A 25,724-nucleotide genomic window follows, 5' to 3' on the forward strand; every position below is an offset into this window, starting at 1 on the left:
TCGTTCCTCAGGAGTTGGGGGTGCCGGTGAGCAGCAGGTGGTTGTCCTCTGCCCCCGTGCCGGTGAAGGGTGTCGGGGCTGCCCGGACGAAGCCGGTCCGCACCCGTGGCCCGTGGGTCACGGCATCGGGGGTATCGGTGCGGTAGTGGGCGCCGATGGAGGTGGTGCGGGCCAGGGCGGCTTCCGCGATGAGGCGCCCCACGGTGATCAGGTTGCGCAGCTCCGCCTCCTCCCGCGTGGCGGCCCCCGATCCGGCCAGGGCACCGGCCAGTGTTGTTGCGGTCTGGGACAAGCCCTCCCCGGTGCGTTCCACGCCCAGCTGGGCGGTGGCCAGGTCCTGGAGCCCTTCCCGGGTCAGCGGAACGGCCGGCGTTTCTCTACACCCCCCATCAAGTTCGAACACATATTCGAATTCGATGGGAGTGGAGGCCTGCCGGGCGTCTGAGGCCCCCAGGGTGGAGGCCGCGGCGAAGCCGTGCACGAGTGCTTCGAGCAGCGAATTGGAGGCGAGCCGGTTGGCCCCATGGGTTCCGGTGCAGGCCGTCTCCCCCGCGACCCGCAGTCCGGGGACGGTGGTGCGCCCCCTGGCATCGGCGTAGACCCCGCCCATCCAATAGTGCTGGGCCTCGGTGACCGGGACGGGTTGGACGGCCAGGTCCAGGCTTAGGGCGGCCAACCGGGTGGTGATGGAGGGGAACCTCCGGGCCAGGTACCCCCGTCCCTTCGCTGCCTCCACGGCCCGGGCGTCCAGGAACACCTGGCCACCCATGGCATAGACGTGATGAATGGCCCGGGCAACCACGTCGCGGGGAGCCAGTTCGGCCGCCGGGTGCACCTCTTCCATGAAGCGCCGCCCGTTTCCGTCAATGAGTACCGCGCCTTCTCCCCTGACGGCTTCGGAGACCATGAACCGGCCGGCGCGCACCAGGGTGGGGTGGAACTGCACGAACTCGGCATCCACCACCAGGGCTCCTGCCCTCCACGCCAAGGCGGCCCCGTCACCGGTGGCCCCCGCGGGGTTGGTGGTCCATTCATACAGTGAGCCGATCCCCCCGGTCGCCAGGAGTACGACGTCGGCCTGAACTCGGTGGCATTGCCCGGCCTGGAGGTAGTGCACCCCGGTGATGACACCGTCGTCGTCCACCAGGTCGGTGACGAAGGCGTCCTCGAGGATGCGCAGGCTCCCCTGTCCGGCCAATCGGCGGCAGACACCGATCAGGGTGGAGGCGATCACCTTCCCGGTGGAGTCTCCTCCGGCGTGCAGGATGCGGGGGTGGGTGTGGGCGGCTTCGAGCCCCAGGGCAGGGTGGTCCCCCGCGGGGTCGGCGTCGAAGGTGGTTCCCAGCCCGATCAACGCTTCGATATGCTCCCAGGCGGAGGAGCACACGGACCGCACCGCGGCCGGGTCGTTCAGCCGGGCCCCTGCGGTGAGGGTGTCCTCGATATGGCTGGCCACCTCATCCCCGCGGGATGTCCCCCGGGGTCCGACGGCGGCGATCCCACCCTGGGCGTACCAGCTGTTCGAGTCGGCCAGCGCGTCCTTGGTGAGCAGGGTGACCTGGTGGCCGTGTTCGACGGCGGTGATCGCGGCATAAAGTCCCGCGACCCCCGACCCCACGATCACCAGGTCCAAGGACTCCTTCACGGAGCGGCTGCTCATGGGCGCGCCGCCAGCATCCGCTCCAGGGCCACCCGGGCGTTGGACGCCACGGTTTCGGGGACGGAAATCTGGTTCACCACGCGTCCGGCAACGAGTTCCTCCAGGACCCAGGCGAGGTAGCCCGGGTGGATCCGGTACATCGTGGAACAGGGGCAGATCACCGGGTCGAGGCAGAAGATTTTGTGCTGCGGGTACTGGTCGGCGAGCCGGTTGACCATGTTGATCTCGGTACCGATGGCAAAGGTGGTCGGTTCGGTGGCCGCGGCGATGGCCTTCTGGATGAAGTCGGTGGACCCTGCCGAGTCGGCGGCGTCGACGACCTCCATGGGGCATTCGGGGTGGACGATGACGTTCACTCCCGGGTATTCGGCCCGCGCCTTGTCAATCTGACCGGTGTTGAACCTGCGGTGGACCGAGCAGAAACCATGCCAGAGCAGGACCTTCGCCTCGGCCAGTTCCTCGGCGGTGTTCCCGCCCAGGGGTTTGGCCGGTGACCACAGTGGCATCTGCTCCAGGGGGATGCCCATGGCCTTGGCGGTGTTCCGGCCCAGGTGCTGGTCGGGGAAGAACAGCACGCGCTGGCCGCGTTCGAACGCCCATTCCAACACGGTCGTGGCATTGGATGAGGTGCACACGATCCCGCCGTTCCGGCCGACGAAGGACTTCAGGGCCGCCGAGGAGTTCATATAGGTCACCGGAATCACCGGGACCCGCCCCGCGGCGTCGGGTTCGGTGCCGTAGAGGTCTTCGAGTTGTTCCCAGCACTCCTCCACAGAGGACTCATCGGCCATATCGGCCATCGAGCAGCCGGCGGCCAGGTTGGGCAGGATGACCTGCTGGTGGTCCTGGGAGAGGATGTCGGCGGTCTCGGCCATGAAGTGCACCCCGCAGAACACGATGTATTCGGCCCTCTCGCGGTTCAGCGCCTGGTTGGCCAGCTGGAAGGAGTCACCGATGAAGTCCGCGTACTGGACGACCTCGTCGCGTTGGTAGAAGTGCCCGAGCACCACCAACCGTTCGCCCAGGGTTTCCTTGGCGGCGCGGATGCGTGCGTCGAGTTCGGCGTCGTCCGCATTCCGGTACTTTTCCGGGATCACCCCTTGTTGCGGGGTGTCGGCCGGGGCGACGTCATCCATGGAGGAACCGGGCCCATAGGAGCGCAGCCCGGTATCGAGGTCCCAGGGGGACTTCACCAGGTCGGTGGCGCAGACCCCTGAGTCCGCCCCGTCCCCGACAGGAGTCAGGCTCAGTTGTTGGATGGTGCTGTTGACACTGGTCATGATCTATCCCGCTGTTCTTCCGTGTTGGTGGTCTCTTGAGGTACGACGGCGGCATCCCCCGCGTACCGGTACAGGCGTGGTGGGCGGTGTTTGCCCCCGTGCAGGTATTCATCGGTGGCCTCGATGCCGGAGGCTCCGCGCAGGTGGCGGCGGAAGTTCGCGGCGTCGAGGCGGCGGTCCAGGACGGCCTCGTAGACGTCCTGGACCTGGGCCAGGGTGAAGCGTGGGCCCAGGAAGCGGTGGGCGATCGAAGAGTATTCGACTTTATTCTGCAGTCGCCACAGCGCGTAGCGCACGATCTCGGCATGGTCGAAGGCCAGCGCGTCGATCACGGCCTCGTCGCGGGCGGGGAACCAGGCGACATGGGGGTCCTTCACCAGTTGCGGCGCGTCGGGATGTTCCTCACGGACCAGGGCCCAGTAGACGATCGAGACGACCCGGTGTGCCGGGGACCGGTCAAGCCCGCCGAAGGCGTAGAGCTGTTCGAGGTGGCTAGGGGCCAGGCCGGTGGTGGCCCTGAGGTTGCCGGCGGCGGCATCCTGCAGGGTTTGCCGGGCGCCCAACGGGCCACCCGGCAGCGCCCATTGGCCGCGGAAGGGTTCGCGCGTCCGGCGGATCAGCGGCAGCCAGAGGGTCCGGCGTCCGGTCGGTTCCCCGTCCCGGAGTTCATCACGCAGGGCGAAGATCACCGTCGAGACGGCCAATTCCGGGCTCATGGCTTGGCGTTCGGAAACATTGGCGAACTCCATCCCTGCTCCTTCCCGAGGCGATTAAGAGTTATTGTCGAATTGACAATAAGTCAGCATACGTCGGTGGACGGGCATTTCCAACACCTATGACGCGTATTTTTCCTCGGGACCCACGCCTTTTATTGACCGGCGGTTTCTTCGTCGTCAAGGATGACGTCTTCTAGGCGCACGGCGCGGAACGGGGAGATGCCCAACAGTGCCGTGCCCACTGCAATGAACCCCGCGGCGACCCACAAGGCAGTACCGACGCCTGCGGAGGTGGCGATGAAACCGCCCAGCGGGGCCCCGAGAACGATCATGCCTCGGTTGGCCGAACGCCGGACCGAGGTCATCCGGGCGATCATCCCATCGGGCGTCAGCCCCTGCCAGAAGCCCATCTCCAAGGGACTCTCGACCCCCATGGCCACGCCCCAGAGCAGTTGCGCGGCTCCCAGACACACCAAGAGGGTGACGCGATCTCCCGACGCGGGCCCCAGCTGCGGCAGCAGCGCGGCGATGCTGGCCACCGCGACCACTGAGACGACTTCGAGTCCCCGGGACAGGACGATGATGCGGCCCGTTCCCCACCGCTCGCCGCACCGGGCCGAGGCGCTGGTGCCCACCACTGCTCCGACGCCCGCGCAGCTGAGAACCACCCCCAAATCGAAGGGACCCAGCCCGGCAGTCTGCAGGATGAGCACCGGCAGGACCGTACCCACCATCGCCGATCCGATGAACCAGACATGCGTGCTCCAGGCCAGCGGGCCCAAGTAGTAGTGCCCATAGAGCCAACGCACCGATTCGACCACGCGGGCACGCAGGCTCGGAGTCGCACCGTGATTCGTGGCCGGAGCGGCCTTCCCCGTGGGTCGCCCGGGCAGAGTGGCGACCACGACCCCGGAGAACAAGAAGCTGCCGGCGTCCAGCAGCAGGGCCCAGGGGGCGGTGAGGACGGCGACCAGGCTGCCGGCCACGGCGCCGCCTACGGTCTGGGCCACCGTGTCGCTCTGCTCCAGGCGGACGTTGGCCCGCACCAACAGCTTCCGGGGCACCAGCTGCGGGATGAAGGATTGGTAAGCGGCATCCCCCACCAGCGACAGGGCCCCGAAGCCGAAAACCAACGCAATGACACCGGAAACGGACAGCCACCCGGACACCCCTCCGATACACAGCACCCCCAGCAGGACCGCCCGCCCCAGGTCGGCAACCATGAGGGCACGACGTCGGCTGAAGCGATCCACCCAGATGCCGGCCACGAGCCCAAAGATCAGGTACGGCGCCCATCGTGCGGCACTAACCCACCCCTGATCCTGAGCATTTCCGTCCAGGGTCACCAGGACCAGGACGGCGAGTGCGACGGAGGTGACGTAGGTGCCGAAGTCCGAGACGGTGGAAGCGGCCCAGAAGCGGACGAAGGGCGCGTGCCTGCGCAATCCTCCGGGCCCGCCTGCCGTGCTCATGGTTTCGAGGCTACTGCACGGCTTCGCCGACCCACCCGGGGCCGTTGGCCCGGGACGCAGGCAACATCCCGGCCACCGGTTCCCCTGATCCGCCCCCTGCCTGGGTCGCGGCTTCGGGTGTGCTGCCGGTCGATGGGACTCATCCGGCGGCACCGTACCGGTGGCCCGGGACATCGACGAGGTGCAACATGCCCTCGTCTCGACGCCCGGAGTAGCCTTGAACATGGTGCGAGTTTCATGTTGGTCCCCGCTGGGACACCGGCTGCTGCGATGACATCTGCCCTACCTCAATGTTAAGAACCCTTCATCGCCCGAACCAGCGAAGCTTCCCCCTGTTTTTCGCGGCAGAAACACTTGTTCACTGCCCCTGGGTACTCGAATTCCTCAGCCGCCGAACCCCGGCTCGTATTTCCACGCGTCCTCGAGGCAGTGCCGCTCCCCCACGGGGTGGCCCGGGTGCTTCTCCAGCCAGGCCTGTTGGGCGAGGAGCAGTTCGGCGGTCGCCTCCCAGGTCTCGCTGGTCGAGGGTGGGTGCACTCCTGCAGCCCGGGCGATGGACCGCAGTTCCTGCTCGGTGTACACGGCCAGTTCCTCGGGTCCCAGGTGGCGATCCCAGAGGTAGCGTGCGAGCGTCTTGGCCTTGGTACTGCGGTTATTCACTGCACGGGCAGTGGATCTGAAGGTACTCGGGTCCTGGCTCATGCCGCATTCCTCTCACCGGGGAGCAAGAAAGCAGCCTACCAAGCGAAGACGAGCCTGCTGAGCATGGCCCGAGTCCGGGCTTACCCCCAGAGGGCGGAGTATCCCCTGATCCACCCACCGGCGACACCCAGGCCCAACACCACCGCCAAAACGCTGAGCACACCGGTAGCCATGATCCAGTCCGCTCGTTGGAGTCTGATGGGCTTCCAGATGGTTCGGGGAGTCAGTCCCAGACCGCGGGACTCCATGGACTGGGCCATGCGCTCACCCCGGCGCAGCGAGACCACGAGCAGGGCGAAGGAGGCATGCCCGAACTCCCGGATCGTGGGGCGACGCAGCCCCGGAGCCAGCTCGGGAGCCCGCACCCCATGGGCCTGCCGGATCGTCTGCCAGGTGCCCGGCAGATCTTGGAGCATCTGGTATCCGGCCAGGACGGCATGGGAGAGACGCGGACCCAGTCTGGCCTGTTGATGCAGGCTGTCGGTCAGGGCCACGGCATCGGTGGAGAGGACGAAACCGATCGACAACACCCCCAGAACGAACGTGCGCAGGGCCAGGGAAGTCCCCAGGTTCACCCCCTCGACGCTGACCTGCAGGCCCAGCACCGTGAAGAGTTCCTCCCCCGGCCGGGTGATGGCATTGATCATGAGCATCCCGAGGGCAAAACCCAGGAACGGGATATGGGCCAGCAGCAGCATCCGGGGCGAGGGCCGGCCCCAGATCAGCACGGCGGCCAGCGCCAACGGATAGAGCAGGGCCGGGGTCAGCGGGTCGAAGACGAAGAGCAAGGCGAAGGAGACCACGAAGAGCAGGGCGAGCTTCATGGTGGGGTTGCGACGGCCCAAGGGCGTGGTCGTGACCACCCACGGAAAGGGGGCCGCGCTCACGAGGGCACCTGCATCCGTGCCGCAGGCGCAACTTCGCGATCCAGAGCATCCAGGATGTTCTTGATCTGCTCCGGACTCTTCCCGAGGCCCAGCAGCCAGTCCAGCAGCGGGGGCAGCACGATCCCTGCCCTGGCCAAGACGTCTCGGTCGCCCAGCACGTCAAAAATCGGCCCGTCGGCGATGATGGTGCCCTCGGCGATGACGATTCCCCGGTGGGCCAGGCTCGCGACACTGCGTAGATCGTGGCTGGAAAACAGGATCGACTGTCCGTCGGCCGCCGCGTCCCGGAAGGCTCCCATCATCGAGATGGTGGCTTTCCGGTCCAACCCGTAACCCGGTTCGTCGGCCAACAGGACGTTGCGGGAATGAGCGAGCATGGCCGCAACGCTGAGCCGCCGCTTTTCCCCGCCCGAGAGTCGGAACGGGTTGCTCGCGGCCAGATGCGTCAGCCGGTGTTCGGCCAGCAGGTCATCGATCTTCTCCTGGGCAGGACGACCATTGATGAGCGCCGGCAGGCCATGGCCAACTTCTTCTCGGACCGTGGTGGCCACGAATTGGTGTTCGGGGTTCTGGAACACCAGCCCGGGGCGGTCCCCCGATATCGTGCCGGCAAGTGGTTGCAGCAGCCCGGCGAGCGCGAGCAACAGACTGGTCTTGCCCGTCCCGTTGGCGCCCAACAGGGCGACGATCTCCCCGGAGCGTAGTTCCAGGTCGATGCCTTCAAGTTGGGGGCTGATCACCGCGGGTTCGCGGCGTCGTTTCCGGGCAGGGATTGGCGCCCGGGTGATCGAGAGGCCCCGGGCTGAGAGGACCACGCTGTCGGTGGCCTGCGTCGGCTGCGGAACCGTTGGTTGGCCCTCCGCCCAGTGCAGCAATTCTTCGCGGACGATGGGCGATGCCAAACCGCCTTCGGTGCCGCATGCAGCCTGCAGCTCGGTTTCCAACGGTGTCCAGCACCCGGCGTCCACGAGCTGGCGTGCCGATTGTTTTAACACGGTCTGTGTGGGGCCGTCAGCGATCAGGGCCCCTTCGGCGTCGAGCACGATGGCCCGTCCGGGAAGCCCCGCCACACCGTCGGCTCCCGCATACTCGTCGATGCGGTGTTCCACCAGCACCACGGCGGGGCCACGGTCGTGCACCGCCCGGTCGATGGACCGGCGCACCGAGGAGATGCCTTCGGCGTCAAGCATCGAGGTGGGTTCGTCGAGCAGCAGCACCGGCGGCTCCACGACCAGACTGGCCGCCAAGGCAACCCGTTGACCTTGGCCACCGGAGAGTTGCCGTGTTGACCTGTCCTTGAGGCTGGCTCCGTTGACCTGTTCCAGCACCTCATCGATCAGGCCCTCGATCTGTCGTGGGGGTACCGCATGGTTCTCCAGTGGAAGGGCGATCTCCCGCTGCACATCGGGCATGCACATCGCCGATTCGGGGTCCTGGGCCAGGACGCCGACGGTCCGTGACAATTCGGCGACGCCGGTGTGAGCGGTGTCCTGACCAGCGACGAGGACCCGGCCAGTGAACCGTGCCGCCACCGAATGCGGGATGACCCCGGTCATCAGGTTTAAAAGCGTCGACTTTCCGGCCCCCGAGGGCCCCAGGATGATGACCTGTTCGCCTGCTTCGAGACTCAAGGTCACCCGATCCAGGACCGGCACCTGCCTTCGGGGGTAGGTTACGGTCACGTTCTCAAGCACGACTACCGGCGTGCTTGCCGGTTTCATGCTCCCTCGGCGGTTGGCTGGTCCCGGCCGATGGCGTAGTTGTCCACGACGCCGGTTTTAGCCAGGGCGTTAACGGTCTTGCGGGCCAGGAGACCGCCGAGAATGAGCCCGGAGAGCAGTTGAACGATGAGCCGGATGACAAAGAAATCCTGGCCGTACCACCCGAAACGGAAGGCCGAGACGGCGAAGGCCAATCCTGCTCCGAGTAGTCCGGAGCAAGCGTAGGTGAGCCAGCTGAAAGACCGGTAGCGACGCAGGGCGAAGGGAAGTTCGCTGCCCAGACCTTGGATGGCGGCCACCAGGAAAAGCATGGGTCCTGCCGTCGAGCCGAGGAAAACGACCTCCACCCCACCGGCAATGACCTCCGCGAGGATCCCGGCGAAGGGTCGTCTGATGATGGCGACGGCGATCGGGGCCACGATGAGCCACCCGCCGAAGAGTAGATGCGAGGAGAGGTCCCCGAACGGGCCCATCAGCAGGGTCAGCCCGGCCGATGCCTGGACCAACGCCCAGTAGAGGAATCCGAAGACGACCCCCAGGACCACGATGAGCACCAGGTCCTTGAGGTCGAAGGAAAAGCGTCGTCGCGCCGGTAGTGGCGTGGTGGATGGCGGCGTTATTGAGTGCACTGTCGTGCCCCTTCTGTTGAGTGAACAGGGCACGGGATTTAGAGTTTTGCCTCCCTGCGCTGGCATGACCCAGATCAGGTTCGACGGTCGAAGCTTGATCAGCTTCCTCTCAGCCCGGCTCACCGGACTCCCGTGTTCAGCACAGACTGTACACGTGGACACGAAGTTGTCGAATCGCTGCGTGAAGTGTGTAGGGTGTGGTGCAGTGACACGGGGTGCCATGATTTCTGGCTGAGAGAACACCCGTTGAACCTGATCTAGTTCGAACTAGCGAAGGGATGTTGCAGGTGCTTCTTCACCTAAACCTCCATGTTGGAAGGTCCTGCCGGACCGCCACCCCACGGCCCGATGTCGCCATGCGTTGGTTGCGTCCACCCTGGCGCTCCGCATCCTGCCGTGCCGTCTCTCGGCCAGCGGTTTAGCCTCTGCCCGCCAGCTGCGGCCCAGCTGAAACCTCTCCTGCGCAGCCTGCTCTCCACCGTCGGACACCACAGCACGACCACCGTGCTCCCCGCGTGTCTCACGGGGCCCTCACCTCTCTCCCCCGGGCGATGCTGCCCGCAACGATCCTCTTCATTTCCACCACCACCTGCCCTCGGCAGCCATGAAAGCGAGACCAAATGAACCTCTCAGACCAGATTGTCCTTGTCACCGGGGGCGCCCGCGGTTTGGGCCGTCATATCGTGCAGGCCTTCGCCGCACAAGGCGCCCGCGTCGTCATCAACTACCGGCAGTCCGCCGAAGCCGCCGAGAAACTTGCTGCCGGTCTGGGGCCCGACCGTGCCCTGGCAGTCCAGGCAGATGTCACCGATCCGGCGCAGGTCACCGCCATGCTCGTGGCCTCCCAGGCCCATTTCGGTTCCCCCGTGACCACCGTGGTGAACAACGCGCTGGCCGATTTCTCCTTCAATGGCGAGGCCCGATCCTCGGCCGCAGAGATTGGTTGGGAGGAGTTCACCACCCAGTTCTCCGGTAGTGTTCGCGGCGCACTGAACACCGCCCAGGCGGCGCTGCCGGGGATGCGTAAACAGGGCTTCGGGCGGATCATCAACATCGGCACCAACCTCTTCCAAAACCCCGTGGTCCCGTACCACGACTACACCGCCTCCAAAGCCGCCCTGCTGGCCCTGACCCGAACACTCGCCGCCGACCTGGGCCAACACCAGGTCTCGGTGAACATGGTCTCCGGTGGTCTACTACGCACCACGGACGCCAGCGCCGCGACCCCCGAAGAGGTCTTCGACTTCATCGCCTCCTCCACCCCCTTGCGCAAGGTCACCACACCGGCCGAATTCGCCGACGCCATCCTGTTCTTCGCTTCCCCCTGGGCCCGTGCGGTCACCGGGCAGAATCTGGTGGTCGACGGCGGACTGGTGATGAACTAGAGATGAGCACACACCCCATCAACACAGCCGAAACGGCACCACGCCAACTACATTTCAACGCCTTCCTCAACGCCTGCGGGCACCACCAGGCAGCGTGGCGCCACCCGGACTCTGCGGTTGAGCAACTGGGCAGCATCGAGCATTACGAACGGTTGGCCCAAACCGCCGAGGCCGGCCTCTTCGATGCCGTGTTCTTCGCCGACGGACACTCGGCGGGAAACCCGGCAGCCGGCCCCCGGTGGTTCTTCGAACCGTTGACGGCGCTGGCCGCCATGGCGCGGAGCACCAGCCGCATCGGGCTGATCTCCACCGTCTCCACGACCTTCTACACCCCGTACCACGCTGCCAGGATGCTCGCCTCGCTGGATCACCTCAGCGCCGGGCGCATCGGGTGGAATGTGGTCACCTCGATGTTCGACGCCGAGGCGCGCAACCACTCGATGGATTCCATGCCGGCCAGTCCCGAACGTTATGCCCGGGCCGCCGAATTCATCGACGTCGCGCTGGCCCTCTGGGATTCCTGGGCCGATGACGCGGTGCTCGCCGATCGTTCGGGGTTCTTCGCCGATCCCGAGAAAGTCAGGCCCATCAACCACGACGGCGAGCATTTCGGTGTTGCCGGGCCGCTGAACGTGCCCCGGGGCCCGCAAGGCCGGCCGGTCCTGTTCCAGGCCGGGGCCTCGGAATCCGGTCGCCAGCTAGCGGCACGCCATGCCGAAGGGATCTACGCGGTGGCCTACGATCTGGCCAGCGGGCAGGACTACTACGCGGATCTGAAGCAGCGCATTGCCGCCGAAGGCAGGGACCCGTCGAAGGTCGCGATCATGCCCGGACTGGTCACCTACCTCGGATCCACCGAAGTCGAGGCGTTGGCGCGGCAGGCAGAGGTGGATGCCCTCCTACCGACCGAACAGTCGCTGGCCCAGCTGGGAATGTTCATCGGGCAGGATTGCAGCGAGTGGGACCTCGACGCACCGGTTCCGGCTCTGCCACCGGCGAGCGAATTCACCGGCCCACAGGGCAGGTACGCCACGATCCTGCGCATCGTGGAAGCCGAACGCCCCACGGTCCGACAGCTGCTGGGTCGACTCGCTGCCGGCGGCGGCCATTGCACGATGGTGGGGACCCCGGAGCAGGTCGCCGACTCCATCGAACGCTGGTTCACCTCGGGCGCTGCCGATGGCTTCAACCTGATGCCGCCGATGCTGCCTGATTCCCTAGAGGAGTTCGTGGACCGGGTGGTTCCAGTGTTGCAACGTCGGGGGCTCTACCGCACCGAATACTCGACTCACACGTTGCGGGGTCATCTGGGGCTGGAGCGGCCGGAGGCCTGAACGGCCCAGCGACCCTGAGGGCTCAGCCCCTCTGGGCCGCGGCCCGGGCCAGGGGCAGCATGCGCAAGGGGATCGGTGAGTTCAGCACCACCAACGAGGAACTGCGCAGCACGGTCCGGGTCGCGATGATCGCGTCCAGGACCCGCTGCAGATCGTCGTTCGACGTGGCCACAATGCAGGCCATGAGATCACTTTCACCCGAAACGGTATGCAGTTCGAGCACCTCGGGGACCTGGGACAGGGCGGCGGCCACGCCGTCGTGCCCTGCGTCCTGATCGATCGCCAGGGAACAGTAGGCACGCACCGGATATCCCAGCCCTTCGGCCGAGAGATGCGGCCCCCAACCGGTGATCACGCCCTCCCGCGTGAGCTTGTCCAGCCGCGACTGCACCGTCGCCCGGGCCACCCCCAGAACCCGCGACGCCTCCAACACCGACATCCGCGGGTCCGAGGAGAACTCCCCCAGGATCCGTGCATCCAATGCGTCGATTTTCATGGACGCTCCTTAACTAGACAATATGTATAGATGACTCGGTACCAGCGTAGACACTCTGCGCAGATTGTTGGTCATTGATTGATGCGATTGCGCATGAAACAGGTGGTAACTAGGGTCACAGCAAGCCCACCTCACCGAATCCACTGGGAGTCGAACATGACCGATGCACCCCGGCTTGAGCCGCACGCCGACGAGCTCGGCACCGATGAACTACTTGAGCTGTACCGCCTGATGGTGCGCACCCGGCAGCTTGATGTCGCCGCCATTGCCTGGCAGCGACAAGGCATCCTGCCGGGCTATGCCCCGGAACTAGGCCAGGAGGCAGCCCAGGTGGGCAGCGCCTACGCACTGGACTTCACCCGCGACTTCGCCTTCCCCACTTACCGCGAGATGGGCGTCGCTCTGGCCGCAGGGATCGACATGGTGGATTACATGTCCACCCATAAGGCCTCCTGGCATGGTGGCCTGTGGAATCCCGCCGAAACCCATGTGGCCCCCATTCAGGCCGTCGTGGCCGGTTCGGTGCTGCACGCCGTGGGCTGGGCCCACGGACAAACCGTTGACGGCACCGGCAACGTGGCCCTGACCTATTTCGGTGACGGCGCCAGCTCGCAGGGCGACGTTCACGAGGCCATGAACTTCGCCTCGGTCTTCAAGGCCCCGGTGGTTTTCTTCACGCAGAACAACGGGTGGGCCATCTCGGTTCCCACCGAACGCCAGGTCGCCGGCGGCTCGGTCTCCGCCCGTGGTGCCGGCTACGCGATCCCCTCGATCCAGGTCGACGGCAACGACGTCGTCGCCGTGGTCCGTGCCGTGCGTGCCGCCGTCGAACACGGCAGGGCCGGCAACGGTCCGGCGGTGGTGGAGGCCATGACCTACCGCCGCGGACCGCACTCCACCTCGGATGATCCGGGACGCTACCGCAGCCTCGACGACGAACGGCGTGACGGCGGCGAGGACCCGCTGAACCGCCTCGAAGCCACCCTGCGTGCCGCCGGTACCCTCGATGACACCTCCGTCGCCGCCATCAGCGAGCAGGCCGGCGAATTCGTCGAGCAGGTCCGTCTCGGCGTCGACGCCCTCGATGCCCGCCCGGGCACCGAGATGTTCGACTTCGTCTTCCAGGAACCCACCGAAGCACTAGCAGCCCAGGCCGCGAACTGGCGAGAGGAATCCGAACATGTCTAACCCGGCCACCGCAACCGTGCAGGAGCGTCCGATGGAAAACACCGTCGTCGAAATGTCCATGCAGAAGGCCCTGAACCGCGGCCTGGACGAACTGTTGACCGAAGACCCGCGTTCGATGATCTTCGGCGAGGACGTCGGCGGCCTCGGCGGTGTCTTCCGCATCACCGACGGACTGCAAGCCAAGCACGGCAGCAGCCGCGTCTATGACACCCCGCTGGCCGAATCCGGCATCCTGGGCATGTCCATCGGGCTGGCCATGGCCGGCTGGCATCCGATCCCCGAAGTACAGTTCGACGGTTTCGCCTACCCGGCGATCAACCAGATCGTCTGCCAGCTGGGCCGGATGAACTACCGTTCGCGCGGCACCCTGCCGATGCCGGTAACCCTGCGCGTGCCCTCCTTCGGCGGCATCCGCGCCCCCGAAATGCACACCGAGTCCCTCGAGTCGCTCTTCGCCCACGTGCCCGGGCTCAAGGTCGTCTCCCCGTCGAACCCGCACCAGGCGTACCACCTGCTGAAGAAGTCGGTCCTCATGCCCGATCCGGTCATGTTCATGGAACCGAAGTCCCGCTACTGGCAGAAGGGCGAGGTCGACACCGAGAATCCCGGAGATCTGGAAGGTTCGGTCATTGCCCGCGAAGGCCGCCACCTGACCCTCATTGCCTGGGGTGCCATGGTGGCTCGCTGCCTGCAGGTCGCCGAACTGGCCGAAGAGGATGGCATCAGCATCGAGGTCCTGGACCTGCGCTGGCTCAAGCCCATCGACGCCGCCGGTCTGGCGGCCTCGGTGTCCAAAACCAAACGCGCCGTCGTCGTTCATGAGGGGCCCCGCACCGCGGGCCTGGGCGCCGAAGTCGCCCAGCTGGTCTCCGAATCCTGCTTCGGTGTCCTCAAGGCACCCGTTGAGCGGGTGACCGGTTTCGACGTACCGTATCCCTCAGGTGATCTCGAGGATGAGTACATCCCCAACATCGACCGCATCCTGTTCGGCATTCAACGAGTATTGGAGTACCGCCGTGGCTGAAATTTCCTTCCCACTACCCGATCTGGGTGAAGGCCTCATCGATGCCACCGTGCTCGAGTGGATCGTGGCCGTCGGCGACCAGGTCGAACGCAACCAGCCGCTCGTCGAGGTCGAGACGACCAAGAGCTCACTCGAGCTGCCCTCCCCGCAGGCGGGCAAAGTGCTGCGCATCCACGGAGAACCCGGTGACACGATCAACGTCGGTGAGGAACTCATCGTCTTCGAGGTGGCCGATGACACCGCAGGCATCGTGGGCACCGTGCCGCAGGAGGCCGCCCCGAAGCGCCGGGTGCGCCTGAGCGCAAACCTGGATGAGGACTGATCGTGGCTCCAGCCGAGAACGGCACGGCGGCAGCCACGGCCCACCACGAGGCCGAGCACCGGGTCGAGGGCACCGAGAACTCCCTGACCGTACGGATCTTCTCCGCAGGGGATGATTCCGGAGCCCGCCCGGTCCTGCTCATCCACGGCTTCGCCTCCTCCACCGAGCTGAACTGGGTCGCCACCGGGTGGATCACCGCCCTGAACGACGCCGGCCGCAAGGTCATCGCCGTGGATTTGCCCGGGCATGGGCTCAGCCCGGCACCGGATGATCTGGATGCCTACACCCCCAGCAGGATCCGTGCGGAAATCCTGCAGATCCTGCAGGACCACCACGTGCGCCCGCTGGCCGAGGAGGATCCTGCCTCGGGGGTGGACGTGTTGGGCTACTCGCTGGGTTCGCGCCTGGGGTGGGAGTTCGCCGGCACCCAACCCCAGCTGGTGCACCGCCTGGTCCTGGGCGGGCCGGCGAGCAACGACCCGCTGTCCGACTTCGACCTCGACGCTGCCCGGGAGCACCTCTCCGGCGGACCCGAGATCGAGGATCCGACAACGGCGGAACTGGTGCGCATGGCGCAGCTGGTGCCCACGAACAACATGTTCTCCATGCTGTCCCTGATCGAAGCCATCAAGTCAGAGCCGTTCGACCCGTCCGAGGCCGTGCCCTCGATGCCTGTATTGCTCGTCGCCGGCGAGCGCGACGAGCTGGCGGCGACCCTGCCGCAGCTGGTGGAGCTGGCTCGGAAACACCAGGGCGCCGAGGCGGACGTCCGCGAGCTGCTCCTGCCGGTGCGCACCCACGCCAATGCGGTGACCTCGCGGGCCTATAAGCAGAGCGCCGTGGAGTTCATCAACGCTTGAGCCCCTTTACCCACACCAACGAAGGCTTGCCTGGCTTTTCGGACACGCTAGTTCACACCTAAGGACGGATAGTGCCATGGCCAATTAGATGCGCTTCTTCGACTCAGCGGAATCATCGTGTTTTTACTCTCCCCATTTTGGTTGTTTGATGCTTCACTTTGTTCATGAGTGCCGCGGGGGAATTGATTAGAGCAGTCACGATGACATCGATTGTATTGTTCGTCACTGGATGCAGTAGCGGTAGTGAAACATTGGCAGACGCCACATCCGAGGAGCCCTCGGCAGTCGCAGCCACCGAAGCGGCATATGCAAGTCCAACCGCTGCGACGACGACAGTCTCCGACTACCTCGCCGCCAAAATAAGTGTCCACCGCAACGTCAGCGAATGGCTGGAAGACTGGGATGAATATGGCTGTAGCGCTCTTATTGCTGATATAGACATTTCTTGTGGGCTTCAACTCGTAACGGCCGGCATGATCAGCGACACGGTCATGCTCGTGCTTGAGGGAGCACAGAAACCGGGCGTGCCCGCATACATAGGCCCTCCGCCACGGGAACTCGAAGCGGTCATAGATTCGACTCTCAGTTCAGCAGAATCCGTCAAAGAAACCTCGGAACAGTGGCAATCACTGGAGTGCCCTGGATCATCGCTTTGCGCAAATAGAGCTCTCTTTACTGAAATGGCCATGACTGAACTCCAGGACTCACTCGATGCATGGGAGCTGTACCGGTAAATGGGCGCTGCCAACTTACCATTCACTCGGCAAGGAGGAGTGCTGGCGACAAGAGCTAAGGCCAACTATCGCTCGGAGGGGAGTTCCTGGGCGCACACGCAACGCATGATCACCGACTGAGCCCGGAACGGAAGTCGACCAAGTCGAAACACCGGTCTGCATCGCGGCGCCGAGATGCCTAGACGGCCTCAATATCCGTTCCAACTTCCAATCCTCGAATAGTCCATGCCCTACTTCAAGGACTATTACTACCAAAGGCCTCGCACCCAGCCCACCCCGATCCGCTCGCGCCCGGACGCCCGGCGAAAGCTCCGATAAAGAAGTGGCGAAGAGAACGAAAACGCAAGGTGGTCGACGGGTGTTCCCTGTCAGCACATTGTCGAATGTTCGTTGACTATCTCCTCCAGCATGCACCAGGCCGGCCCCTCTTGACGTGACATGCTCCACAAGGCATGATGAATCGTATACGATTTCGTACATCACAGGAGGAACCGTGGCGTTGGAGCAGAACCCCGTAGCGAACACCGGCGAACAGGGCGCAGCAGGGACCGTCCCGGTCGACGAGTCCATGATCGATGCGGTCGGCAAGGTGCTGGCCGTCCACCTCAGCTACGCCTCGCGGGCCGCCCAGCGTGGCCGCACCCCGGAGCATCCTTCCTACTTCATGAAGGCCGCTTCCTCGCTTTCGGTCTCCGGCACCGGGGTCGAACGCCCCGCCGGCACCGAGGCCCTGGCCTTCGAAGGCGAGATCGCCTTGGTCATCGGCACCACGGCCCGCCGGGTCTCCCCCGATCAGGCCTGGGCCCACGTCGGCGGGGTCACCGCGTCGAACGATCTGGGCGTCTACGACATGAAATACGCGGATAAGGGCTCCAACGTCCGCTCCAAATCCGGCGACGGCTTCACCCCCATCGGCCCGGCCCTGCTGCCGGCGGCCTCCATCGATCCGGCGAACCTGCGCATCCGCACCTGGGTCAACAACGAACTCGTCCAGGACGAGACCACCGCGGGACTGATCTTCGACTTCGCCCGCATGGTCGCCGACCTCTCCCAGCTGATGACGCTGGAACCCGGGGACGTCATCCTCACCGGCACCCCCGCCGGCTCCTCGGTCATCGTCCCCGGGGATACCGTCGAGGTCGAGGTCGACGACCCGGCCTCGGGCCTGAGCACCGGCCGACTGTCCACCCCGGTCACCCAGGGCACCACGGCGATGGGCAGCTTCGGGAATCAGCCCCGGCTCTCCGAAACCGACCTCATCGACGCCTACGGCTCCCGCGAGGCAGCCTCCACCGCCGGAGTCCTCTCCCCCGCAGCCGACGACTCCACCGAGCAGTCTCCTGCCGTCGTCCTCACCGATGAGCTCAAGGCGAAGCTGAACGCCGTGGCCACCGCCACGATCTCCGCCACGCTGCGCAAGCACGGGCTGAACAACGTCTCGATCGATGGCCTGCACCCGACCAAGACCGGACGCAAGGTCATCGGCACCGCGCGGACCCTGCGCTTCGTCCCCAACCGCGAGGACCTCTTCAAGAGCCACGGTGGTGGCTTCAACGCCCAGAAGCGGGCCATCGACTCGGTGAACGAGGGCGAGATCCTGGTCATGGAGGCCCGCGGCGAAAAGGGCTCGGGCACCCTGGGCGATATCCTGGGCCTGCGCGCCCAGGTCCGCGGCGCGGCGGCCATCATCACCGACGGAGGCGTCCGCGACCTCACGGCAGTCTCCGAACTGGAGATCCCCGCCTACTACAGCGGCGCCCACCCGGCGGTCCTGGGCCGCAAGCATGTGCCCTGGGATACCGACCTCACCATCGCCTGCGGCGGGACCACCGTGCAGCCGGGGGACATCATCGTCGCCGACGACGACGGCATCCTGGTCATCCCGCCGGCACTGGCCGAGCAGGTCGCCGACGAGGCGATGGAGCAGGAACGCAAGGACGAGTTCACCTTCGAACAGGTCCGGCAGGGACACCAGGTCGAGGGACTGTTCCCGATGAACGCCGCCTGGAAATCCATGTACGACGCCTGGATCGCCTCCGGCGGTTCCAGCGTCGGCCTCGACCCGAAGTAGGACCCAGTGATTGCCACGAGTAAATCCGAGCAGGCCTACACCCTGCTCAGTGACCGGATCGCCTCCGGCGCCCTGGTGCCTGGCTACCGCCTGGTCCTGGGGACCATCGCCGCGGAACTGGGCTGCAGTGTGGTCCCGGTGCGGGAGGCGATCCGCAAACTCGAGGCCGAGGGTCTGGTCCGTTTCGAACGCAATGTCGGGGCCACCGTCGCCTCGTTGGATACCGACCTGTATCTGCACACCATGCAGACCCTCTCGATCATCGAAGGGGCGGCCACCGCCCTGGCCGCCCCGCTGCTGAGCACCGAAGACCTGGCCCGGGCCCGGGAGATCAACGAATCCCTGCGCCGGACGCTCACGGACTTTGATCCGCGCCGCTTCACCGAGCTGAACAACCAGTTCCATGCGGTGCTCTACGAAAACTGCCCCAATCCACACATCTTGGACCTCGTCCATCGTGGCTGGGCCCGATTGGCTGCCATGCGTTCGACGTCCTTCGGCCAGATTCCCGGCCGGGCACATCATTCAGTGGCCGAACATGATGCCCTGCTTGATCTCCTCTCCGCCGGGGCCCCGGCCGAAGAGATCGAAAATGCGGCCCGCGCCCACCGCACCAACACCCTCAACGCCTACCTCGCAGCCGCCGGCCAACCGCCGTCGGCCCTCTAAACCATCCGTCCACGGAAGGAACACCCCATGAGCAAGCATTTCGTCCCCGACAACCTGCCCACCCACCTGCAGCATTACATTGGCGGGAAGTTCGTCGATTCCGTCGGCGGTGAGACCTTCGAGGTCCTCGACCCGGTCACCAACACCACCTACGCCACTGCCGCTTCCGGTCAGCAGGCAGACATCGACGCAGCTGTCGCCGCCGCCCGTGAAGCCTTCACCCACGGCCCCTGGCCAACCATGAAGCCCCGCGCCCGGGCCAAGGTCCTCTACGCGATCGCCGACGCCGTCGTCGCCCAGGAGGACCGTCTGGCCGAGATGGAGACCTTCGATACCGGTCTGCCGATCACCCAGGCCCGTGGCCAGGCCCAGCGCGCTGCCGAGAACTTCCGGTTCTTCGCCGACCTGATCGTTGCCCAGCACGATAGCGCGCTGAAGGTCCCAGGGGCACAGCTGAACTATGTGAACCGCAAGCCGATCGGCGTCGCAGGGCTCATCACCCCCTGGAACACCCCGTTCATGCTCGAATCCTGGAAGCTGGCCCCCTCCATCGCCTCGGGTTGCACCGTGGTCCTGAAGCCCGCCGAATTCACTCCGCTCTCGGCCTCGCTGTGGGCGAAGATCTTCGAAGAGGCGGGCTTGCCCGAAGGCGTCTTCAACCTGGTCAACGGCTTCGGCGAATCCGCAGGGGACGCACTGGTGAAGCACCCCCAGGTCCCGCTGATCTCCTTCACCGGCGAATCCACCACCGGCCAGACGATCTTCCGCAATTGTGCTGAGGGCCTGAAGGGCATGTCGATGGAACTCGGCGGCAAGTCCCCCGCCATCGTGTTCGACGACGCCGACTTCGATGCGGCCATCGACTCCACCGTCTTCGGGGTCTTCTCGCTGAACGGCGAGCGCTGCACGGCCGGTTCGCGCATCCTGGTCCAGCGCGGGATCTACGACCAGTTCGTCGAGGCCTACGCGGATCGTGCGAAGAACATCGTGGTGGGCGACCCCCACGATCCCGCCACCGAGGTCGGAGCGCTCGTGCACCCGGAGCACTACGACAAGGTCATGTCCTACGTCGAGATCGGCAAATCCGAAGGCCGGCTCGTGGCCGGCGGTGGCCGCCCCGAAGACCTTCCCGAAGGCCAGGAAAACGGTTCCTACATCGCCCCGACGGTCTTCGTCGACGTGGCCCCCGACGCCCGGATCTTCCAGGAGGAGATCTTCGGACCCGTCGTGGCGATCACTCCCTTCGACACCGAGGAGGAGGCCCTGGAACTGGCGAATAACACCAAGTACGGGCTGGCCGCCTATGTGTGGACCAACGACCTCAAGCGCAGCCACAACTTCGCCCAGGCGGTCGAGGCCGGCATGGTGTGGCTCAACAGCCATAACGTGCGTGACCTGCGTTCCCCCTTCGGGGGCGTGAAGTCCTCTGGCCTGGGCCATGAGGGCGGCTACCGCTCGATCGATTTCTACACCGATCAGCAGGCTGTGCACATCACGCTCGGCGAGGTCCACACCCCCAAGTTCGGCGTCTGAACGCCGGCAACGACGCCGCCGTTGACCCCACTTCCTAAGGAACCATCATGAGCATCTCAACCGTCACCACCTCAGTTCCCGCACCGGATATCGTCCGCTGTGCCTACATGCAGATCGTGGTCACCGATCTGGCCCGCTCCCGCGAATTCTATGTGGACCTGCTGGGCTTGCACGTGACCTACGAGGACGAGCACGCCATCTACCTGCGTTCCTTCGAGGAGTTCATCCACCACAACCTGGTGCTGACTCTGGGTCCGGTGGCCGCCGTGGCAGCCTTCGCCTACCGGGTGAAGTCCCCGGCAGAGGTCGACGCCGCCGAGGCCTACTTCAAGGAACTCGGCTGCCGCACCGAACGCCGCCAGGACGGGTTCGTCCGGGGCATCGGCGACTCGGTCCGGGTGGAGGACCCGCTGGGCTTCCCCTACGAGTTCTTCTACGACGTCGAGCATGTCGAGCGTCTGCACCAGCGCTACGACCTCTACTCCGCCGGTGAGCTGGTCCGCCTGGACCACTTCAACCAGGTCACCCCCGATGTCCCGCGGGGCCGCGACTACCTGGAGGGGCTGGGCTTCCGCGTCTCGGAGGACATCCAAGACGCCGATGGCGTCACCTACGCGGCCTGGATGCACCGCAAACAGACGGTCCACGACACGGCCCTGACCGGTGGGGACGGACCGCGGATGCACCACGTCGCCTTCGCCACGCACGAGAAGCACAACATCATCCAGATCTGCGACAAGATGGGCGCCCTGCGCATCTCCGACCGGATCGAACGCGGCCCCGGCCGGCATGGGGTGTCCAACGCCTTCTACCTGTACATCCTGGATCCGGACGACCACCGGATCGAGATCTACACGCAGGACTACTACACCGGGGATCCCGATAACCCCACGATCACCTGGGACGTGCACGATAACCAGCGGCGCGACTGGTGGGGCAACGCAGTGGTCCCCTCCTGGTACACCGAGGCCTCCCTGGTCCTGGACCTGGACGGCAACCCGCAGCCGGTCACCATCCGTGAGGACAAGTCCGAGATGGCGGTGACCGTCGGTGCCGACGGTTTCTCCTACACCCGGGCTCCCGGGGACGGAACAACCGAGGAGCCGGGCGAGGACGTCGGTTTCAAGATGGGCCACCAGCTCTAAAACCCGGGAACCGGGGGTGCGGCGTCCTGGACGTTGCACCCCTTTTCCGTGTTCCTGCCCCGCTAGGCTGTGAACCCATGAGGATCCTTCGGCTCTATTCCGGCGCATGCATCCTGGCCCTGGTGGGTATCCCCGCGTGGATGCTGCTGGGCAATCCTGCCGTATTGCGTGGACATCCGCTGCTCCCGGCGCTCTGTGCCGCGGCCCTGCTCGGAGGCATCAGCTGGGCCGCCGTCCTGTTCATACGCCACAGCCGATCGGCCAGATCCCATCCGAAACGCCGTGTCCTACACCTGATCGGGGCCGTGGCCATCCGCACCCTGGTCTTTATGCTGCTCGCCGGACTCCTCTGGCTCAATCCCTTCAGGGCGCTCGCTCTGGAACAGGGGCTACCTGACGGCGTCGTGATGCGCGAGAGCCCCACCAGCATCACTCTGAGCGCACCCAACGCTTCCTCGACCGGTTTCGTCTTCTACCCTGGTGCGCGGGTGGAGGCGTTGGCCTACCGCGATCTATTGGCACCCCTGGCAGCAGGGGGAATCACGGTGGTCATCCTCAAGGAGCCCTTGGGACTATCAATCATCGATTCCGGTCAAGCCGGCCCACTGTTGTCCAAACATCCACGAATCACCCGTTGGGCCGTGGGAGGCCATTCCCTCGGCGGGGTTTCTGCAGGAATCTTCGCCGAGGACGAGCCACAAGTCTCCGGGCTCATCCTGTGGGGTTCCTACCCCGTCTCGGACCTTTCCCGAATCGACCGGCTGTCCGGCCTGAGCATCTCAGGATCCGACGATGGCCTGAGTACACCGGCCACGGTCCGCGACGCCGCACCACTACTCCCCCGGCCCACCACCTCGGTGGTCATCGACGGGGGTATCCACGCCTACTTCGGAAACTACGGTCCCCAACCCGGGGATGGAACCCCGCAGACCGGCCGGGCCTCGGCGCAGGAGGGAATCCTGGGGCCCACGCAGCAGTTCCTGACCGGGCTGGGCACCTAGACGGGCTGCTGTCGCCGTCGACGCTGATCCGCCAAGGCAACGGCCAGCGTCACCAACACGACGATCCCGATCACCGAGAATGCCGCGGTGAAGGCTGTCGTCCAATCCGTCAAGGCCAAGATCGCGAAGAACACGGCAGTGACCAGAGCCAGCCCCACCGCGGTCCCGATGCGCTGGCCGGTCTGCAGCACTCCCCCGGCGCTGCCAGCATATTCCTGCGGGACCTCGGCCAGGGTCAGCGCCTGGTTGGGGGAAATAATGGAGCCCTGCCCCAAGCCCACAAAGCACATCGAGCCCAACAGCCACCAGATGCTCAGGATGCCTGCCGCTTCGAGCTGGACGACCAGGACCGTGAGCACGAGCCCCACGAAGGCACTGATAATGCCGCCAATCACGATCTTCCGCCCGAAATCCATGACACGTTTCCCGGCCCAGTTCGAGCTCACCGCTGCCAGCAGTGCCGCGGGAAGACCCAGCAGGCCCGTCTGGAGGGCGCTGAGCCCCAAACCGTCCTGGACGTAGAGGGCGATCAGCACCCAGACGCTGGTGACGCCCAGGAAGTACAGTCCGGCGATGATGGTTCCCAAGGTGAAGCTGCGGGTCCTGAAGAGTTCCAAATCGACCATGGGGCTACCGCCGCGCTGCTTATAGGAACGCTCCCACATGATCCACAATCCCAACAGGGCCATTCCCACCGGCAGGAGCAGCCATGCCCAGGCCGAACCCTCCGACTCGACGAAGGGCAGCAGCAGACCCAACACGCTGAACCCCAACAGCAGGGCACCCACCGGGTCTAGATCAAATTTTTGTTTCGGTTGAGCGCTCGAGAGTTCCTTGCCGGTCTTCGGTGCCGCATTGCGACGGATCAGGAGCGGCCGCGGGAACCATTTAAGCGCCAGCACCACCGCGACAATCCCCACCGGAACGTTGACCAGGAAGGTCCAACGCCACCCGGTTTCGGCGCCGAAGGTCTCGATGATCAGACCGCCCATCAACGGCCCGAAAGCCACCGAGACCCCGACCACGCTGCCCAGGGCCCCGAAGGCCCGCCCGCGCTCGCGGCCCCTGAAGTATTGCTGGATCATCCCCACGACCTGGGGGTTCAGCAGCCCGGAGCCGACCCCTTGGACGAACCGGGCAATGTTCAGGCTCGTCGGATCCGGCGCCAGGCCGGCAGCGACCGCCGAGAGCGTAAAGACCGTGACCCCGGCCAGGAACAACGGCCCCCGGCCCAGGATGTCCCCGGCACGGCCGGCGGCGACCAATACGACGCCGAAGGTCAGGGCATAGCCCGAGAGGACCCACTGCAGATCCGATTGCGAGGCGTCGAGGCCGGATTGGATGGATGGCAGGGCCACGTTGACGATGCTGACGCCCACCAACGACATGAACATCGTGACCAGCAGGACGATCAGGATGCGCCACCGGCGTGGGTCCGGAACATAGGGCGTCTCGTCGGGGGCTGCGGGGGAAGGGGTCACAGCACCATTCAAGCACTGACGGGTCCGGTGCGTTGCCCAACTCGATCCACGTTGGTGGACATTACTTGGTGAAAAGCAGGCTTGGATGATCGCCGCGGAACCGGACTAGGGCCGGTAGTCTCCGCGAACGCGAAATGCCCGGGCTGCCGCGAGAGCCTCTCCGGCGACGATCAAGTAGTTTTCTCGTCCTGCTGACAAGGATATGGATTCTTCGCCGTACTTCTCGTAGGCGAGATCAACGATCTCCTCGGGAGTGTATATATCCAGTGCGCTGGCCACGCGTCCGAGGTCCTCGATATCCTTGCTACGTTCAGCTGCGAGTTTCATGGCGGCCAGCGTTGGCAAGTCAGCCAGCGATACGGCGGCAGGTGTTCCAGGAATGTTCGCGGCCCACTCGGCACCGTCCGGGATGAAAGCCGTGGCATGGGAATTCAACCAACGCGCTGGCAGCACGTACTCAGCGGCCATTTCTGTGGCGACCTCGTCGATGATCTTGTTGGAGTACCGGGCGTCGATGTCCTCGGTCGAGCGTTCCAATAGACCGTGAAGGATCAGCGCGGCACCGCCAACGATCTGAATGTCCATGGCGACGCCACGCTTCTCGAGCCGGGATTCGAGCTCAACGAGTAGCCCAAGGATTGCTTCTCGGGTGAATCCCGGCATGCTCATGCGCGAGTCAGGTCCCTCTCCCGCATCCAGACGTTCATGGAAGCCAATTCACGAGGTGTCTCCCGTCGGACCAGGTCCTTCATCGCCTTGCCCATGGGGTGGAGTTTTTCCGAGGGGAACATCGGGCTGGATGCCGGCTTCGAGTCCTTGGCCCATCGGGGAGAGCACGAACCAACCTTGGCTGCTGCCCAACGGGTGATGGCGGCAAGCGCGGCACGGTAGGCCTGATCCTTGATCCGCGGCGCCCGGGTGATCATCATGGACGGCCCCTCTTCGACGACCCGTTGGGCGTACTCCCCCAGAAGGCGCAAGGCAAACTCGTAGTCGCCCCGGGACAATGTGGACTCGAAGTCGATCCTGAAGTCGCGCTCGGGAGGGCCTGCAGTGACGTTCAAATCCAGTTTGTTCAGGACAATGAGAGTCAAGCCCAGCGAGGCGCCGGGGTGGCCAGCCTCGAGGTCACCAAGGAATTTCCTGGAAACCCCTGCCTCCCTAGCCAGTTCCAGCTGCGTCCAGCCGCGCCGCTTGCGGGCGGAACGAATGCGTTCACCTACCATCGCGGCATCAATTCCTCTGGTTTCCATGCCTCCATGATGTCACCAATCGGTGACATAACGTATACCTCGCGTTGACTCTTCCGGGATGCCTCCGAAGGTGGCCATACGTTGCCGCACAGCAAAACCTCCGGATGCTTCAGAGCATTCAGAACCGAATCAGGTCAAACCGCTATGGGTGGGACTGACCG

At 65.4% G+C, this 25,724-nt stretch carries 24 protein-coding genes and 2 riboswitches; of the genes, 12 read left to right on the forward strand and 12 right to left on the reverse strand.

The annotated features are described in order from the left end of the window. Positions 1-7: 7 nt before the first annotated feature. From nadB to AC3ZI9_RS09425, 8 genes are all read right to left on the reverse strand, one after another. Positions 8-1,660 (reverse strand): L-aspartate oxidase, encoded by a 1,653-nt coding sequence (nadB, locus tag AC3ZI9_RS09390; RefSeq protein ID WP_489923538.1) that lies wholly within the window; start codon positions 1,658-1,660, stop codon positions 8-10. Then, complete coding sequence (gene nadA, locus AC3ZI9_RS09395) at positions 1,657-2,940, reverse strand: quinolinate synthase NadA (RefSeq protein ID WP_489923539.1); 1,284 nt, start codon at positions 2,938-2,940, stop codon at positions 1,657-1,659. The genes nadB and nadA overlap by 4 nt, the downstream gene beginning before the upstream one ends. Continuing rightward, on the reverse strand, positions 2,937-3,689 hold the full coding sequence (locus tag AC3ZI9_RS09400) for an NUDIX hydrolase (protein WP_096223561.1): 753 nt from the start codon (positions 3,687-3,689) through the stop codon (positions 2,937-2,939). The genes nadA and AC3ZI9_RS09400 overlap by 4 nt, the downstream gene beginning before the upstream one ends. A gap of 119 nt (positions 3,690-3,808) precedes the next feature. Beyond that, positions 3,809-5,128: an MFS transporter gene (locus AC3ZI9_RS09405; protein ID WP_158225924.1), complete on the reverse strand. Its 1,320-nt coding sequence runs from the start codon at positions 5,126-5,128 to the stop codon at positions 3,809-3,811. Positions 5,129-5,512: 384 nt separating this feature from the next. Beyond that, a complete protein-coding gene (locus AC3ZI9_RS09410; protein WP_086998498.1) occupies positions 5,513-5,830 on the reverse strand; it encodes a hypothetical protein in 318 nt (105 codons plus the stop codon). A gap of 80 nt (positions 5,831-5,910) precedes the next feature. Next, the gene (locus tag AC3ZI9_RS09415; protein WP_086998495.1) at positions 5,911-6,717 is read right to left on the reverse strand and encodes an energy-coupling factor transporter transmembrane component T family protein; all 807 of its coding nucleotides are present in this window, start codon (positions 6,715-6,717) and stop codon (positions 5,911-5,913) included. Then, the gene (locus tag AC3ZI9_RS09420) at positions 6,714-8,348 is read right to left on the reverse strand and encodes an ABC transporter ATP-binding protein (RefSeq protein ID WP_489923540.1); all 1,635 of its coding nucleotides are present in this window, start codon (positions 8,346-8,348) and stop codon (positions 6,714-6,716) included. The genes AC3ZI9_RS09415 and AC3ZI9_RS09420 overlap by 4 nt, the downstream gene beginning before the upstream one ends. 86 nt (positions 8,349-8,434) lie before the next feature. Then, positions 8,435-9,067: an ECF transporter S component gene (locus AC3ZI9_RS09425; protein ID WP_241895363.1), complete on the reverse strand. Its 633-nt coding sequence runs from the start codon at positions 9,065-9,067 to the stop codon at positions 8,435-8,437. Positions 9,068-9,101: 34 nt separating this feature from the next. Next, a riboswitch (TPP riboswitch) is annotated at positions 9,102-9,211 on the reverse strand. A 57-nt stretch (positions 9,212-9,268) separates the two neighbouring features. Continuing rightward, a riboswitch (TPP riboswitch) is annotated at positions 9,269-9,363 on the forward strand. Positions 9,364-9,687: 324 nt separating this feature from the next. Between AC3ZI9_RS09425 and AC3ZI9_RS09430 the strand changes: the two genes are divergently transcribed. Next, positions 9,688-10,452, forward strand: a complete 765-nt coding sequence (locus AC3ZI9_RS09430; RefSeq protein WP_086998489.1) for a 3-oxoacyl-ACP reductase — start codon at positions 9,688-9,690, stop codon at positions 10,450-10,452. A 2-nt stretch (positions 10,453-10,454) separates the two neighbouring features. Next, positions 10,455-11,786 (forward strand): LLM class flavin-dependent oxidoreductase, encoded by a 1,332-nt coding sequence (locus tag AC3ZI9_RS09435; protein WP_086998486.1) that lies wholly within the window; start codon positions 10,455-10,457, stop codon positions 11,784-11,786. A 22-nt stretch (positions 11,787-11,808) separates the two neighbouring features. Here the strand turns inward: AC3ZI9_RS09435 and AC3ZI9_RS09440 are convergent, their stop codons facing one another. Next, positions 11,809-12,282, reverse strand: coding sequence for an Lrp/AsnC family transcriptional regulator (locus AC3ZI9_RS09440; RefSeq protein WP_086998483.1), 474 nt, complete (start codon positions 12,280-12,282; stop codon positions 11,809-11,811). Positions 12,283-12,438: 156 nt separating this feature from the next. Here AC3ZI9_RS09440 and AC3ZI9_RS09445 point away from each other — a divergent pair, with 156 nt between their 5' ends. The 10 genes from AC3ZI9_RS09445 to AC3ZI9_RS09490 all read left to right on the forward strand — a co-directional run bounded on the left by AC3ZI9_RS09445 (position 12,439) and on the right by AC3ZI9_RS09490 (position 22,829). Then, the gene (locus AC3ZI9_RS09445; protein WP_086998480.1) at positions 12,439-13,470 is read left to right on the forward strand and encodes a thiamine pyrophosphate-dependent enzyme; all 1,032 of its coding nucleotides are present in this window, start codon (positions 12,439-12,441) and stop codon (positions 13,468-13,470) included. Beyond that, positions 13,463-14,494 carry an alpha-ketoacid dehydrogenase subunit beta gene (locus AC3ZI9_RS09450; protein ID WP_198962409.1) on the forward strand — a complete coding sequence of 344 codons (1,032 nt, stop codon included), beginning with the start codon at positions 13,463-13,465 and terminating at the stop codon, positions 14,492-14,494. The genes AC3ZI9_RS09445 and AC3ZI9_RS09450 overlap by 8 nt, the downstream gene beginning before the upstream one ends. Next, positions 14,487-14,816, forward strand: a complete 330-nt coding sequence (locus AC3ZI9_RS09455) for a biotin/lipoyl-containing protein (RefSeq protein WP_086998474.1) — start codon at positions 14,487-14,489, stop codon at positions 14,814-14,816. Before AC3ZI9_RS09450 ends, AC3ZI9_RS09455 begins: the two co-directional genes overlap by 8 nt. Positions 14,817-14,818: 2 nt before the next feature. After that, complete coding sequence (locus tag AC3ZI9_RS09460; protein WP_489923541.1) at positions 14,819-15,676, forward strand: alpha/beta fold hydrolase; 858 nt, start codon at positions 14,819-14,821, stop codon at positions 15,674-15,676. 200 nt (positions 15,677-15,876) lie between these two features. Next, the gene (locus tag AC3ZI9_RS09465; RefSeq protein ID WP_489923542.1) at positions 15,877-16,410 is read left to right on the forward strand and encodes a hypothetical protein; all 534 of its coding nucleotides are present in this window, start codon (positions 15,877-15,879) and stop codon (positions 16,408-16,410) included. A gap of 499 nt (positions 16,411-16,909) precedes the next feature. Continuing rightward, a complete protein-coding gene (locus AC3ZI9_RS09470; RefSeq protein WP_489924035.1) occupies positions 16,910-18,481 on the forward strand; it encodes a fumarylacetoacetate hydrolase family protein in 1,572 nt (523 codons plus the stop codon). A 9-nt stretch (positions 18,482-18,490) separates the two neighbouring features. Next, positions 18,491-19,150, forward strand: a complete 660-nt coding sequence (locus tag AC3ZI9_RS09475; RefSeq protein WP_489924036.1) for a GntR family transcriptional regulator — start codon at positions 18,491-18,493, stop codon at positions 19,148-19,150. Between the two features lie 27 nt (positions 19,151-19,177). Beyond that, entirely contained in the window at positions 19,178-20,683 is a 1,506-nt protein-coding gene (gene hpaE / locus AC3ZI9_RS09480) for a 5-carboxymethyl-2-hydroxymuconate semialdehyde dehydrogenase (RefSeq protein WP_489923543.1), read from the forward strand. A gap of 47 nt (positions 20,684-20,730) precedes the next feature. Continuing rightward, positions 20,731-21,828 (forward strand): 3,4-dihydroxyphenylacetate 2,3-dioxygenase, encoded by a 1,098-nt coding sequence (gene hpaD / locus AC3ZI9_RS09485; protein WP_441380065.1) that lies wholly within the window; start codon positions 20,731-20,733, stop codon positions 21,826-21,828. Between the two features lie 77 nt (positions 21,829-21,905). Continuing rightward, positions 21,906-22,829, forward strand: coding sequence for an alpha/beta hydrolase (locus tag AC3ZI9_RS09490; RefSeq protein ID WP_489923544.1), 924 nt, complete (start codon positions 21,906-21,908; stop codon positions 22,827-22,829). On the opposite strand, the gene AC3ZI9_RS09495 is transcribed toward AC3ZI9_RS09490, so the two are convergent. From AC3ZI9_RS09495 to AC3ZI9_RS09505, 3 genes are all read right to left on the reverse strand, one after another. Beyond that, a complete protein-coding gene (locus AC3ZI9_RS09495) occupies positions 22,826-24,223 on the reverse strand; it encodes an MFS transporter (protein ID WP_489924037.1) in 1,398 nt (465 codons plus the stop codon). The two genes, AC3ZI9_RS09490 and AC3ZI9_RS09495, sit on opposite strands and share 4 nt — an antisense overlap. Before the next feature lie 192 nt (positions 24,224-24,415). Then, positions 24,416-24,979, reverse strand: coding sequence for a DUF6036 family nucleotidyltransferase (locus tag AC3ZI9_RS09500; RefSeq protein ID WP_489923545.1), 564 nt, complete (start codon positions 24,977-24,979; stop codon positions 24,416-24,418). After that, positions 24,976-25,563: a helix-turn-helix domain-containing protein gene (locus tag AC3ZI9_RS09505; protein WP_489923546.1), complete on the reverse strand. Its 588-nt coding sequence runs from the start codon at positions 25,561-25,563 to the stop codon at positions 24,976-24,978. Before AC3ZI9_RS09505 ends, AC3ZI9_RS09500 begins: the two co-directional genes overlap by 4 nt. Positions 25,564-25,724 lie beyond the last annotated feature (161 nt).

It is taken from the genome of Arthrobacter sp. AOP36-F1-5 (genome assembly GCF_058137995.1).